The following is a 13,101-nucleotide window of genomic DNA, read 5'->3' as shown; positions in this document are numbered from 1 at the left end:
TGCGCGTGATCTTAAGATGACCATTTTCGAATGTATTAATTGTGCATTGCAAAATATTGGAATGGCCGGCTAGCCCGACTCACGTAATGTGACAAATGCAAGTCAACCGGCGAGGTCCGGGTATTGCGTGAGAGCTCGCCGGGGATGGCATCATCAACGGAGACTAAGCTCATGCGTGGTATTCTGACAGGTGTGATGATTGCGTTTGTATCGAGCCTACAGGTTGGCGCGGCGGCCGCCCATGAGGCGCACAGCCCGACGGGCGTCACTTGGAAATATGACGGCTTCTGCTGCAACGGTGACAACCTATCCGGCGATTGCCAGATGATTTCGACCAAAAACGTCAGGGTCACCGAGGGAGGCTACGAAATCTCGCTCGGTCCCGGTGACCATAGACTGATCACCAGGCCCCACCATTTTTCGCTAAAACAGAGCCAGGCGCGGCGCAGCCAGGACGAGGAATATCACCTCTGCCTTTATCCGACCGAGGATACGCTTCGCTGTTTCTACGCACCGGATATGAGCTACTGAGGCTTTCGGAACGGTCAGACGGTTTTCCCTCCGGAAATGCGGCGGATAGGAAACTGGCTGCTAACCTTCGGTAGCCGGCATGGTTTTCAGCAGAAACTCGCGGAAGGCGCGGATTTTTCGGGAATTCCTGCGCGGTTCCGGATAGGCGAGCCAATAGTCGCTGCCGTCGTGGCCCAGAATGTCGAACGGCTGGATCAGTCGCCCGAGGGCGATATCGGCGGTATAAAATTCCGGCTGCAGGATCGCCACACCCTGGCCGGCGATCGCGGCGGATGCCTCGAAGGCCTGCGCGCCGAACCTGCTGACCGGCCGGCCGGCGAGATCCACATCCGGCAGGCCGGCGGCGGCAAACCAGCACGGCCACCAGGGATCGCCGGGATCGATTATCCTGAGCTTGAGGATATCCTCAGGCGTTTTCACTCCACCGATCGTGGCGGCCAAAGCTGGGCTCAGCATCGGCGTGAAATGATTGTGCATCAGAAAATGCGTGCGTAGGCCCGGCCACTCGCCCTTGCCGCTGCGGATCGCTATGTCCGCCTGGGTGCGCGAAAAGTCGACCATTTCCTGGGATGTCTCCAGTCTCACGGCAATGCCCGGATTTTCGAGCTGGAACGTGCCGAGATGGCGTGCCAGCCACTGGGAGGCAAAGGTCGCGGTCGAGTGGATGACCAGCGTCCCCTCCGATACGTCCCGCAGGTTGGTCATAGCCTCCGTCATGATCGCGAAAGCTTCGGTGATCTTCGGCGCCAGCCGCTCGCCGGCTTCGGTCAGCGACACCTGACGCGGACGGCGCAGAAAAAGCTGTTCGTCGATCGTCTCCTCCAGCAGCTTGATCTGGTAGCTCACCGCCGTCTGGGTCAGTCCCAGTTCCTCGCCCGCCCTGGTGAAACTCATCAGCCGGGCGGCGGATTCGAATACCCGCAGGGAATTCAGAGGGAACTGTTTCGACATCTTCATGGATGAGTTCTCTTGATGCATGGATACGGTTATTCGATTGGATAACCGTCATCCCATGGCGCACATTACCTCCACAACGAACCCATGGAAACGGGTTTATCCCGTTGGAGGTCAACAATGTTTTCTATAACCCACATGCATTTCGGTCGGTTTCTGCCGCATGTTTCTCTGAGCGAGCTTATCAGCCGGAGGCTTTCTACGCATCAAAACAATGTCGATGTGGCCGAGATGCCGGAAAGCTGGAAGCGCGATATCGGCATGCTCGACGGTCGCGACCGCCGCGGCCCGCCGGACGAAGGCGCGTTCCAGGCAACGCGGATGATCTCCATGCAGCGGAGCCTATGAGACATGGCGGCGGATCATCGTGCCGCCAGCGGGGCAAGGTCGCCCGGTGCGGCGGCCAGGTCGCGTGCGACGGACGCCTGCAGCCAGGCGGTGAAGGCTTTGACCTTGGCCGTGTTCTTTCGCGCCGGGGGATAACAGAGCCAATAGGTCTTGGCGTCGCTGAGCGCCAGATCGAAGGGTTGCACCAGGCGTCCCGAGGTCAGCTCGGCCTTGAAGAGGAAAGGGCTCAGCATCGCGACCCCATGACCGGCAATCGCCGCATTCGCCTCCAGATCGAGCGCGCCATCGGCGTCGAGCTGCATCTGCCTGATCCCGACGGGATCGAGGCCGGCGGCCTGGAACCAGTCGTTCCAGAGGCCTTTGCCGTTCGAAATCCAGGGCGGCTTCATCAGGTCGGCGGGAGTGTTTATGCCCCCGACACTCTCGGCGAGCTGCGGATTGAGCATCGGCGCATAGGTCAGGCGCATTATCGGGTGGCAGATCAATCCGTCCCACGGGTTTGCGCCGATACGGATGGCGACGTCGCTGGGTTGCGAATATTCCCCATCGTGAGCGCCGTCGCGCACGAGACGTACAGCGATATGGGGATGTTCGAGCTGGAATTCTCCGATATGGCGCGCCAGCCAGTGAGAGGCGAAGGTCGGCGGGGAGTGGATTTCCAGTGTCTCGTCCGCCGTGCCGCGCGCCGCATGCACCGCTTCCGACAGAAGCGAAAAGGCTTCCGAGACTTTCGGCAACAGGCCCCGGCCGGTTTCGGTGAGCTGCAATGCCCGCGGCTTGCGGATGAAAACCGCATCGCCGAGATAGTCTTCCAGAAGCTTGATCTGGTAGCTGACGGCGGTTTGCGTCATCCCGAGTTCTTCCGCCGCGCGGGTAAAATTTTCCAGGCGAGCGACCACCTCGAAGACCCGGAGCGCATTCAGCGGAAAACGGCGCGACAGTTTCATCGATAAGCTCTCTTTATTGCTGCCCACCGTATTTGAATTGGAATTTTTCGGCAATCCGCATCAATCATTGCTCCAACCATCCAATAGTCTCATTCGATGTGGAGCAGACATGCTTTCCGCAAGCGCCCGTTCTTTGCCGTCCAAGCCGACACGCCCGGATCCGATCCGGCGATATCTTCACCGCTTTCTGAGAGGTCTCCTTCGGCCTGCTCGGCCATGGGCGCCGGGACTGCCGGACGAGCTTCGCGAGGACGTCGGATTTCCCGAACCTTTGCAGATGAGCCGAACGGAAGCGTTCTGGGAGGCGAGGCGGAGTTCACGCGGTCGGCATTGGCCGTTTTGACGGCTCGCGCTGCCCGGCTGTGAGGAGCGTTTGCAGAAGCTCGCTCGCCACCATAGCCGCGATGACGGCCGGTCGCTTGTCCTTTACGAGGGAGCCACCGATCGGCAAGACGAGCCGCGTCAGGATCGTCTCGTCGCTCCCCTCTCTCTTCAGCCAGCCGGCAAAGGTGGCGCGCTTGGTGGCCGAGCCGATCATGCCGACATAGGCGAGGTCGGTGCGGGTGAGGGCGCGCTCCGCAATCAGGAAGTCCAGCGCATGGTCGTGGGTGAGGATGATCGCCGCGCCGCCGCTCGGGATCTTTTCCACGAAGGCCTCCGGCATGGCGGTCAGGTGCGTTTCCGTGTCCGCCGGCAGGTCCTCGAGCGCCTCGGCCCGGGTCTCGACGACGGTCACGGCGAAGGGCAGCGGCGCCAGCGCTCTTGCGAGCGCCTGGCCCACATGACCCGATCCGAACAGGAAGACCGACGGACGATGCTCCAGCTCGTCACGCATCCGCGCTTCCAGCGCGTCGGCAACTGCCTGGGTCATGGGCGTAAAGGCAAGCTGCGTGCGTCCGCCGCAACACTGGCCGATTTCCGGACCGAGCGGAATGTCCATCACCCTCTCGCCGCCGCCGGCAAGCATCGCCCGGGCATTGTCGATCGCCATGTATTCGAACTGACCGCCGCCGATCGTGCCCCAGATCGCCGTGTCGGCGACCAGCATGAAGGCGCCGGCCTCGCGCGGCGTCGACCCCTTCGCCTGCGCGATTTCGACCAGAATCACCTGCGGGTGGCTGGCGATGAAGGCGGACAGGCTGAGGTCGCGCGCTAGAAACTGGATAGAGAAACGATCTTGCATCTCGTCAGCTTGCACCAAACCGCCTTCTATTCAAAGGGCTTCGAAGGCGGGCGAAAACTGCAGGACGCCTTTTGGCGCAGGACCGGAGAAGATGATCCTCTGCACGTAGCGACGATCCAGATCGCCGTAGGAGAGCAAGCCGTCACTCTCGAAACCGGAGCCGCGATAGACTTCGGGGTTGCCGATCAGGGCGCAGCCCGCCGCGCCACGCTGCTTTAATCTCTCCAGCCCTTCGCCGATGAGCGCTTTTCCAATCCCCTGCCGTTGCCGTCCCGGCTGCACCGATATGGGACCAAGCCCGTACCAGCCGCCGTGGATGCCCTCGATGGTGACCGGCGAAAAGGCGACGTGTCCGACGAGGGCTCCATCATCCTCCGCGACCAGCGACAGCGTGAGATCGCCGGAGGCCCGCAGCGCGCGGATGATCGGTCCTTCGGTTCCAGAGCTATAGGGCATGGTGGCGAACGCCGTCTCAGTCAGCTCATGGATGATATCTTCGTCGCCGGGGCGTTCTGGACGAATGTTCAGGGTCATCCGATCGATTTCAGCCGTTCGACCGCCATCAGCACGCGTTCGGGTGTCGCCGGCGCGTCGAGCCGCGGGCAGACCCGGTAATCGGCAACACTTGCCACCGCCATGGAGATTGCCTCGAATACCGAGATCGCCAGCATGAAGGGCGGTTCGCCGACCGCCTTGGAGCGGCCGATGGTGGGCTCGGCGTTTTCCGACCATTCGGCTAGCTTGACGTTGAAGATCTTCGGCCGGTCGGAGGCGAGGGGGATCTTGTAGGTGGACGGCGCATGGGTGCGCAGCCGGCCCTCGGCATCCCACCAAAGTTCCTCGGTGGTCAGCCAGCCCAGGCCCTGCACGAAGCCGCCCTCGATCTGGCCGATGTCGATCGCGGGATTGAGCGACTTGCCGACATCGTGAAGGATGTCGGTCCGCTCCACCAGATATTCTCCCGTCAGGGTGTCGATCGCCACTTCTGAAACCGCGGCGCCATAGGCGAAATAATAGAACGGCCTGCCGCGGCCGGCCTTGCGGTCCCAATGGATCTTCGGGGTCTTGTAGAAGCCGGCGGCGGAAAGCTGAACCCGGTCGTAATAAGCGGCGCGCACGAAGGTATCGAAGGGCACGATCTCGCTGCCGATCCGCACGCGGTTCGGGAGGAACTCGATCTTGTCGCGCCCGACCTTCCATTGGCGGGTGGCGAAGTCGATCAGCCGTTCCTTGATCTGGCGGGCCGCGTCATAGGCCGCCATGCCGTTGAGGTCGGAGCCGGACGAGGCCGCGGTCGCCGAGGTGTTCGGAACCTTGCCCGTCGTCGTGGCGGTGATCTTCACCCGGTCGATGTCGACCTGGAAGGTGTCGGCCACCACCTGCGCCACCTTGGTATAGAGGCCCTGGCCCATTTCGGTGCCGCCATGGTTCAGGTGGATCGAGCCGTCGTTGTAGATGTGTACCAGTGCGCCGGCCTGATTGTAGGCGGTCATGGTGAAGGAGATGCCGAACTTCACCGGGGTCAGCGCGATGCCCTTGCGGATCACCGGGCTGTCTGCGTTGAAGTCGATGATCGCCTGGCGCCGTGCCTGGTAGTCGGAGGAGGTTTCGAGCTCCTCGACGACCCTGGCAATGACATTGTCCTCGACCTCCTGGTGATAGGGCGTCACCGTCCGCTCCGAGCCCCGCTTGCCGTAAAAATTCAGCTTGCGGATTTCGAGCGGATCCTTGCCGGTCGCATAGGCGATCTCTTCGATGATCCGCTCAGCCCCGAGCATGCCCTGCGGCCCTCCGAAGCCACGGAAGGCGGTGTTGGAGACCGTATGGGTCTTCAATGGCTGCGAGGCGAGGCGCACATGCGGGTAATAGTAGCTGGAATCGGCGTGGAAGAGCGCGCGGTCGGTGACCGGGCCGGAAAGGTCGGCGGAAAAGCCGCAGCGCGCCGCGTAGGTTGCATCGACCGCATGGATATGGCCCTCTTCGTCGAAGGCGACGTCGTAGTCGACGCGGAAATCGTGCCGTTTGCCGGTGACCGCCATGTCCTCGTCGCGGTCGGGGCGGAATTTCACCGCCCGCTTCAGCTTCTTGGCCGCCACCGAGGCAAGGCAGGCGAAGTGGTTGCCTTGCGTTTCCTTGCCGCCGAAGCCGCCGCCCATGCGGCGGGTCATGACCGTCACCGCGTTGTTGGCGATGCCGAGCACATGCGCCACCATGTGCTGCACCTCGCTCGGATGCTGGGTGGAGGACCAGACGGTGATATCCTCGTCCTCGCCGGGGATGGCGAGCGCGATATGGCTCTCCAGGTAAAAATGCTCCTGGCCGCCGATATACATGTGAGCCTGTACGCGCAGGGGCGAGTTCTCGATCTCGGTTTCCGGCTCGCCGCGCTTCAGCACCATCGGCTCGACGACGAGCGGTGCGCCGTTTTCGCGCGCGCCGTCGATGTCGGTCCAGTGCGGCAGGTCGCGGTATTCGATCCTGGCAAGCGTTGCCGCACGGCGGGCCTGATCGCGGGTCTCGGCGATCACGGCAAAGATCGGCTGGCCGTGGAATTCGACCTTTGCAGTGGCGAGCAACGGTTCGTCATGCTGGCCGGTCGAGGCGACGTCGTTGAAGCCGGGGATATCGGCCGCCGTCATCACCCAGACGACGCCGGGGGCTGCCTTTACCGCCGAAAGATCGACCGAGACGATCTCCGCATGCGCCCGATCCGACATGCCGAGGCCGCCATGCAGCGTGCCTGAGGGTTCGGGAATATCATCGATATATTCGGCACTTCCGGTGACGTGCTTATGCGCTGAATCATGTTTCAGCGAGCTGTGCATCGGACCCTTGATGGCGGGCTTGGTTTCGAAGGTCGACTTGTCCATCCTTACGCCTCCTCCAGCTCGAAACGGCGGAGTTCGGTGGGTGCGCCGGCGGTTTCCAGGAAGAAGCGGGTCAAGAGGTTCTTGGTGGCGAGGCTGCGGTATTCCGCCGTTGCCCGCCAATCGGTCAGCGGCGCGTAGTCCTCGTCAAAGGCGTTGCGCGCAGCCGAAACCGTTTCCCAGCTCCAGTCTTTTCCCAACAGCGCTTCCTCCGCATGCTTCGCCCGTTTCGGGGTGGCGGCCATGCCGCCGAAGGCGATGCGGATTTTGGCGACCTTGCCCTCGGCGTCGAGGGTCAGGTTGAAGGCGCCGCAAAGCGCGGAAATATCCTCGTCGCGCCGTTTGGAGATCTTGTAGACGGCGAAATGGCTGCCTTCGGCCGGACGCGGCACGCAAACCTTCTCGACGAATTCGCCTTGCAGCCGGTCCTGCTTTCCGTAGGAGAGGAAATAATCCTCGAGCGCTATGGTGCGCCGGCCGGCATGGGTCCTCAGCGTCAGCTCGGCGCCGAGCGCAATCAGCGGCGGCGGGATATCGCCGATCGGCGAGCCGTTGGCGATATTGCCGCCGATCGTACCCATGTTGCGGATCTGTTGTCCGCCGATCCGGTCGATCAGCCGGCCAAGGGACGGGATTTCGTCCGTCAACAGGTCGAAGGCCTGAGCATAGCTGACGCCGGCGCCGATGGTGATGGTCGTTTCGTCGGATGTGATGGATTGCAGCTCGGTCAGGTGATTGATGAAGATCACCGGATTGAGAAGCCGCATCTGTTTGGTGACCCAGAGGCCGACATCGGTGGCGCCGGCAATGATCGTCGCGTCCGGCTCTTCGGCCAGGATATCGGAGAAGGCGGCGACCGAAGCCGGTACGATCGAACGCGCGCCATCCTTTTCCACGACAATCGTGTCTGCCTCCGAATGGATCGACCAGAGCTTCGCCATGATCTGGATGTGGTCGCGCTCCAGCGGGTCAAAGAGCGAGCTTGGCCGGTTCTGCGAAACCTGCTCGGCCGCCTTCACGATCGGCTCGTAGCCGGTGCAGCGACAGAGATTGCCCTGCAGCGCGCTTTCGATATCGGCGCGGGTCGGCGCCTGGTTCGAAAGCCAGAGGCCGTAGAGCGACATCACGAAGCCTGGGGTGCAGAAGCCGCATTGCGAACCGTGGCAGTCGACCAGAGCCTGCTGCACCGGGTGCAGCGCACCGTCCCGGCCCGCCAGGTGCTCGACCGTCACCACATGGGTTCCGTGCAAGGACCCGAGAAAGCGGATGCAGGCATTGACGCTTTCGTAGCGCAGGCCCTGTTCCGTCAGTCGCCCGACGAGCACCGTGCAGGCGCCGCAATCGCCCTCGGCGCATCCTTCCTTGGTTCCTGTCAGCCGCCGCCTCAGGCGCAGATAGTCGAGAAGGGTCTCCGTCGGTCCGAAATCTCCAAGGGTGACCTCTTCTCCGTTCAGGATGAAGCGGATGGCTTCGCTCATTTCTCTCCTTCGTCCGCCGTTGCCGGCTAAAAATCCTTCGCCGCCGATCCTACTGGGCGGTCCAGCCGCCGTCGATCGACATATGCGTGCCGGTGATGCTTCTCGCCGCATCGCTCGCCAGATAGACGGCGGCTGCCGCAACCTCGTCGATCGAGACGAATTCCTTCGTCGCCTGCAACCGCAGCATCACTTCGCTCTTGACCTCGGCCTCCGAAATGCCGCGCTCCCGGGCGGTGTCGGGGATCTGCTTTTCCACCATCGGCGTCAATACGTAGCCCGGACATATCGCATTCACGGTAATCCCGAATTCGGCCAGTTCCAAGGCCGCCGTTTTGGTGAGCCCCAATATGCCGTGCTTGGCAGCCACATAGGCCGACTTGAACGGCGAGGCGACCAGCGCGTGGGCGGAAGCGATATTGACGATGCGGCCCTTGCCGGCCTGCTTCATCAACGGGATCGTATGACGCATCGTGTGGAAGGCGGAGGAAAGCAGGATGGCGATCAGCTGGTCCCATTTCTCGACCGGGAATTCCTCGATCTTCGCCACATGCTGGATGCCGGCATTATTGACCAGCACGTCGACGGTTCCGAAGTTTTTGACGGCCGTGGCGATCAGGTCCTCGATCTCTTCCGGCCGGGTCATGTCGGCCCCGTGATAAAGAACGGTTCCGGCGCTCGCATCGTCCAGCGCCCTGCGGACCGTTTCGATTTCATCCGCCTTGCCAAAGCCGTTGATGACGACATTGGCGCCCTCGGCTGCAAACGCCTTCGCGATGCCGAGCCCGATGCCGCTCGTTGAGCCGGTGACGACGACGGTTCTGGTCATGCCCTATCTCCTCCAACGCGGCGTTCTTGTGCGCCGCAACGCCCACAGGTTATTCTCAATTCGGGCGAAATGGCAATCGGTGGCGGATCGAAGGCCAAAGCGGTGGAGCGGCGGACGCTATCTGCCGGTTTCTGCTGCGATTAACGCCTAATAAATCTTGGGCTTATAGGCTGAGGCCAATCACCGGGTGAAATGACATCACCTGCAGGGGAGGTGGCGTGCCGGTCGCTGGCGCCGCCTCGCGATCCATGGAATCGGATCTCCCCGTCACATTCAACAGGTCTTCCATGAAAAACCTACCCATTATCGGCAAGTTTCTGGTCCTGCTCGTCGCCTTCGGCCTGTTTGCCGTCGGCTTGTCCTTCTATGCGGGCCATCAAATCAACAGCGTCAGCGACGCCTATTCCGATCTCCTGGAGCGGGAGGCGGATGCCTCCATCACGCTGTCGCGGGCGACCGGCGCCTTCCAGTCCGTCCGAGGGTCGATCTACGATCTGCTCCTGTCGACGGAAAAGGAGAGGGACAAGGCATCGCTCGAGGCACTGGCCGCGAGCCGCGGGCGCTTCGTCGAATTCATGGATCTGGCCGTCGCCGACCTGCCGGGAGACGCATCGATCAAGGATATCCGCGCCCGAGGCATCGACACGGTGGACAATCTCTGCCGCGCCACGACCGAAGCCGGCACCAAGGCCATCACCTATATCGACATCAAGAGCGCTTCTTCGCTCTTCTTCAAGGATTGCTCTCCTCAATTCGAGGAAGTGACGAAGGCGCTGATCGGCAAGGTCGCGGAAATCACCAAGGCGACGACTGTGCGCAGCGACGAACTGTCGGAACAGTCTGCAGTCACCTACTGGACCTCGATCGGCTCGATGGTCGGCGGGCTCGTGCTGATGACGATCGTCAGCGGCTGGGCATTGCGTGCCTATGTCGCCGCGCCGATCCGGTCGCTCGGCAGCGTCATGGGGCGGCTCGCCGAAGGCGATCTCAGCGCCGTCGTGGCGGGCGAGGACCGCAAGGACGAGGTCGGCAGCATGGCGCGGGCGGTGCAGGTCTTCAAGGACAATGCGCTGAAAGCCAAAGAGCTCGAGGGCGAGGCGGAGACGCAGCGCAATCAGACGGAGGCCGAGCGCCGCCGTTCGGCCGAACTGGAACGGATCCGCGCCGAAGCCATGACCCAGGCGACCAACGGGCTGGCGGAAGGCCTCAAGCACCTTTCCGCGGGCAATCTCTCCTTCCAGCTCAGCCAGCCCTTTGCCGCGGATTTCGAGACGCTCCGCGCGGATTTCAATCGTGCCGTGGAACAGTTGCGCGTGACGCTTGGAACGGTTGCCGACGTCAGTGCCTCCATCGATGGCGGTGCGCGGGAAGTCAGCCAGAGCGCCGACGATCTTTCGAGGCGGACCGAGCAGCAGGCGGCGTCCCTGGAAGAGACCGCGGCGGCGCTCGACCAGATCACCGTCAACGTCTCCAATTCCTCCAGGCGCGCCGAGGAGGCCCGCATCGTGGCCATCCAGGCGAACGAGAGCGCCCGCCAGTCGGAAACCGTGGTCGCCAACGCCGTCGACGCCATGGGCAAGATCGAACAGTCGTCGAGCCAGATCTCCAACATCATCGGCGTGATCGACGACATCGCCTTCCAGACCAACCTGCTCGCCCTCAATGCGGGTGTCGAGGCGGCGCGTGCCGGCGAGGCCGGCAAGGGCTTTGCGGTCGTCGCTCAGGAAGTGCGTGAACTCGCCCAGCGGTCGGCAAAGGCCGCCAAGGAGATCAAGGATCTCATCCGCAATTCGTCCGTCGAGGTGGAAAGCGGCGTCAAGCTGGTGAGCGAGACGGGCGAGGCGCTGAAGGCCATCGAAACCTATATCATCTCGATCAATCAGCATATGGACGCCATCGCCACCTCGGCGAAGGAACAGTCGGTCGGGCTTTCCGAAGTCAATACCGCGATCAACCAGATGGACCAGGTGACGCAGCAGAATGCGGCCATGGTGGAAGAAGCCAATGCGGCCGGCGCCACGCTCGCCACCGATGCCGGCCGCCTGCGCGAGCTGATCGGCAACTTCCAGCTCGGCCAGAACGCCTCGACGCCTTCGGCTTCGGTTCGCCAGGCTGCACCGGCCATGCCGGCAACCGCGCGCTCGGTCCCGGCTGCGTCGCCGGCCCGTTCCATGGTCAGCAAGATCGCCAGGGCCTTCTCCGGTGGCGGAGCGCCCGTCGCGGCTTCGCCTGCGGCATCCGCGGACAACTGGGAAGAATTCTAAGCGATCGAACGTTACACCTTCACCGAAACCTTCATCGAGCCGGCCGATCGAACTTTCCGATCGGCCGGCTCGATGTTTTTGTTTGACACATGGCGATCCGGCCTGCTGAAACCGTCTCCACGAGACTCTAGGGGAGGAAGAGCAGCATGGCGGGTTATGTTCTGGCGATCGATCAGGGGACGACCTCGACGCGGGCGATCGTTTTTGACGGCAAGATGAAAATCGCCGGCATAGGCCAGAAGGAATTCACGCAGATCTTTCCGATGCCTGGCTGGGTCGAGCACGATCCGGAGGAGATCTGGGAAACCGTGCTGTGGACGGTCAAGCAGGCGCTGAAGGAAGCAAAGATCGAAGCCTCCGATATCGCTGCGATCGGCATCACCAACCAGCGCGAGACGGTCGTCGTCTGGGAACGCGAGAGCGGCAAGCCCATCCACAACGCCATCGTCTGGCAGGACCGCCGCACCGCGAGCTATTGCGAAAAACTGAAGCGGCAGGATCTCGAAAAGCTGTTCACCCGCCGCACCGGGTTGCTGCTCGACCCGTATTTTTCCGGCACCAAGCTTTCCTGGATGCTCGCCAACGTCAAAGGCGCGCGGGCGCGGGCGGCCAAGGGCGAGCTTTGCTTCGGCACGATCGACACCTTCCTCATCTGGCGGCTGACCGGGGGCAAAAGCTTCGTCACCGACGCCACGAATGCGTCCCGCACGCTGATCTACAATATCGGCGACAACCGCTGGGACGACGACCTCCTGGAAATTCTCCGCATTCCCGCCGCCATGCTGCCGGAAGTCAAGGATTGCGCCGACGATTTCGGCGTCACCGACGAAAGCCTGTTCGGCGCGGCGATCCCGATCCTCGGCGTTGCCGGGGACCAGCAGGCCGCCACGATCGGCCAGGCCTGTTTCGAACCGGGCATGATGAAGTCCACCTACGGCACGGGATGTTTTGCGGTCCTGAATACCGGCACGGACATGTGCCGCTCCAAAAACCGGCTTCTGACGACCATCGCCTACCGGCTCGATGGCGAGACGACCTATGCGCTGGAAGGCTCGATCTTCATCGCAGGCGCTGCCGTGCAATGGCTGCGCGACGGGCTCGGCATCATCGAAAAGGCGAGTCAATCCGGCGACTTGGCGGCAGAAGCCGATCCTCAGCAGGAGGTTTATCTGGTGCCGGCCTTCACCGGGCTTGGCGCACCGCACTGGGATGCCGAGGCGAGGGGCGCGATCTTCGGCCTGACGCGCGCGACAGGCCCCGCGGAATTCGCTCGCGCCGCGCTCGAAGCCGTCTGCTACCAGACCCGCGATCTGCTCGACGCCATGCGCCGGGACTGGCGCAATGCCAATGGCGATACCGTGCTGCGCGTCGATGGCGGAATGGTCGCTTCCGACTGGACCATGCAGCGTCTCTCCGACCTGCTCGATGCGCCCGTCGATCGCCCGACCATCCTTGAGACAACCGCGCTCGGGGCGGCCTGGCTGGCCGGTTCCAAAGCCGGCGTCTGGCCGGACAGGAAGGCGTTTGCGAAGAGCTGGGCACGCCAGCGCCGCTTCGAGCCGGAAATGGACGAGAAGACCCGTGGCGCGAAAATCCGGGGCTGGAAAGATGCCGTCAGACGGACGCTGACCGCCGGCTAGGCGATCTTTTCGGGGAAGTAAGTGCGAAAATCCGGTTAAATTTCAATTCCGCCATTTTCGCAC

General features: G+C 62.7%; 11 protein-coding genes. 4 read left to right on the top strand and 7 right to left on the bottom strand.

Annotated elements, in window-relative coordinates; translation table 11 throughout:
• The first annotated feature begins 171 nt into the window (after positions 1 to 171).
• On the top strand, positions 172 to 531 hold the full coding sequence (locus C5L13_RS15875; RefSeq protein ID WP_105384244.1) for a hypothetical protein: 360 nt from the start codon (positions 172 to 174) through the stop codon (positions 529 to 531).
• A 60-nt stretch (positions 532 to 591) separates the two neighbouring features.
• On the opposite strand, the gene C5L13_RS15870 is transcribed toward C5L13_RS15875, so the two are convergent.
• Positions 592 to 1,509: a LysR substrate-binding domain-containing protein gene (locus C5L13_RS15870; RefSeq protein WP_105384243.1), complete on the bottom strand. Its 918-nt coding sequence runs from the start codon at positions 1,507 to 1,509 to the stop codon at positions 592 to 594.
• Positions 1,510 to 1,605: 96 nt separating this feature from the next.
• On the opposite strand from C5L13_RS15870, the gene C5L13_RS15865 reads away from it, so the two are divergent.
• Positions 1,606 to 1,833 carry a hypothetical protein gene (locus tag C5L13_RS15865; RefSeq protein WP_158693458.1) on the top strand — a complete coding sequence of 76 codons (228 nt, stop codon included), beginning with the start codon at positions 1,606 to 1,608 and terminating at the stop codon, positions 1,831 to 1,833.
• A gap of 14 nt (positions 1,834 to 1,847) precedes the next feature.
• On the opposite strand, the gene C5L13_RS15860 is transcribed toward C5L13_RS15865, so the two are convergent.
• From C5L13_RS15860 to C5L13_RS15835, 6 genes are all read right to left on the bottom strand, one after another.
• A complete protein-coding gene (locus C5L13_RS15860) occupies positions 1,848 to 2,780 on the bottom strand; it encodes a LysR substrate-binding domain-containing protein (RefSeq protein WP_105384241.1) in 933 nt (310 codons plus the stop codon).
• A gap of 316 nt (positions 2,781 to 3,096) precedes the next feature.
• Positions 3,097 to 3,963: a xanthine dehydrogenase accessory protein XdhC gene (xdhC, locus tag C5L13_RS15855; protein WP_105384240.1), complete on the bottom strand. Its 867-nt coding sequence runs from the start codon at positions 3,961 to 3,963 to the stop codon at positions 3,097 to 3,099.
• A gap of 30 nt (positions 3,964 to 3,993) precedes the next feature.
• A complete protein-coding gene (locus C5L13_RS15850) occupies positions 3,994 to 4,491 on the bottom strand; it encodes a GNAT family N-acetyltransferase (RefSeq protein ID WP_105384335.1) in 498 nt (165 codons plus the stop codon).
• A gap of 2 nt (positions 4,492 to 4,493) precedes the next feature.
• Positions 4,494 to 6,833 (bottom strand): xanthine dehydrogenase molybdopterin binding subunit, encoded by a 2,340-nt coding sequence (gene xdhB, locus C5L13_RS15845; protein WP_105384239.1) that lies wholly within the window; start codon positions 6,831 to 6,833, stop codon positions 4,494 to 4,496.
• A gap of 2 nt (positions 6,834 to 6,835) precedes the next feature.
• Positions 6,836 to 8,308 (bottom strand): xanthine dehydrogenase small subunit, encoded by a 1,473-nt coding sequence (gene xdhA, locus C5L13_RS15840; RefSeq protein WP_105384238.1) that lies wholly within the window; start codon positions 8,306 to 8,308, stop codon positions 6,836 to 6,838.
• A 49-nt stretch (positions 8,309 to 8,357) separates the two neighbouring features.
• Entirely contained in the window at positions 8,358 to 9,134 is a 777-nt protein-coding gene (locus C5L13_RS15835; protein ID WP_105384237.1) for a 3-hydroxybutyrate dehydrogenase, read from the bottom strand.
• Between the two features lie 287 nt (positions 9,135 to 9,421).
• On the opposite strand from C5L13_RS15835, the gene C5L13_RS15830 reads away from it, so the two are divergent.
• A complete protein-coding gene (locus tag C5L13_RS15830; RefSeq protein ID WP_105384334.1) occupies positions 9,422 to 11,398 on the top strand; it encodes a methyl-accepting chemotaxis protein in 1,977 nt (658 codons plus the stop codon).
• 146 nt (positions 11,399 to 11,544) lie between these two features.
• Positions 11,545 to 13,038 carry a glycerol kinase GlpK gene (glpK, locus tag C5L13_RS15825; protein ID WP_105384236.1) on the top strand — a complete coding sequence of 498 codons (1,494 nt, stop codon included), beginning with the start codon at positions 11,545 to 11,547 and terminating at the stop codon, positions 13,036 to 13,038.
• The last annotated feature ends 63 nt before the right edge of the window (positions 13,039 to 13,101 follow it).

Origin of the sequence: Neorhizobium alkalisoli (assembly GCF_002968635.1) — a bacterium.
GTDB classification, from domain to species: Bacteria; Pseudomonadota; Alphaproteobacteria; order Rhizobiales; family Rhizobiaceae; genus Neorhizobium; species Neorhizobium alkalisoli.
This window is presented reverse-complemented; position numbering and strand designations above follow the sequence as displayed.

Excerpts from the sequence above, each read along its gene's own strand:
- C5L13_RS15875 (WP_105384244.1), top strand. The coding sequence starts at position 172 with ATGCGTGGTATTCTGACAGGTGTGATGATTGCGTTTGTATCGAGCCTA.
- C5L13_RS15870 (WP_105384243.1), bottom strand. The coding sequence starts at position 1,509 with ATGCATCAAGAGAACTCATCCATGAAGATGTCGAAACAGTTCCCTCTG.
- C5L13_RS15865 (WP_158693458.1), top strand. The coding sequence starts at position 1,606 with ATGTTTTCTATAACCCACATGCATTTCGGTCGGTTTCTGCCGCATGTT.
- C5L13_RS15860 (WP_105384241.1), bottom strand. The coding sequence starts at position 2,780 with ATGAAACTGTCGCGCCGTTTTCCGCTGAATGCGCTCCGGGTCTTCGAG.
- xdhC (WP_105384240.1), bottom strand. The coding sequence starts at position 3,963 with ATGCAAGATCGTTTCTCTATCCAGTTTCTAGCGCGCGACCTCAGCCTG.
- xdhB (WP_105384239.1), bottom strand. The coding sequence starts at position 6,833 with ATGGACAAGTCGACCTTCGAAACCAAGCCCGCCATCAAGGGTCCGATG.
- xdhA (WP_105384238.1), bottom strand. The coding sequence starts at position 8,308 with ATGAGCGAAGCCATCCGCTTCATCCTGAACGGAGAAGAGGTCACCCTT.
- C5L13_RS15835 (WP_105384237.1), bottom strand. The coding sequence starts at position 9,134 with ATGACCAGAACCGTCGTCGTCACCGGCTCAACGAGCGGCATCGGGCTC.
- C5L13_RS15830 (WP_105384334.1), top strand. The coding sequence starts at position 9,422 with ATGAAAAACCTACCCATTATCGGCAAGTTTCTGGTCCTGCTCGTCGCC.
- glpK (WP_105384236.1), top strand. The coding sequence starts at position 11,545 with ATGGCGGGTTATGTTCTGGCGATCGATCAGGGGACGACCTCGACGCGG.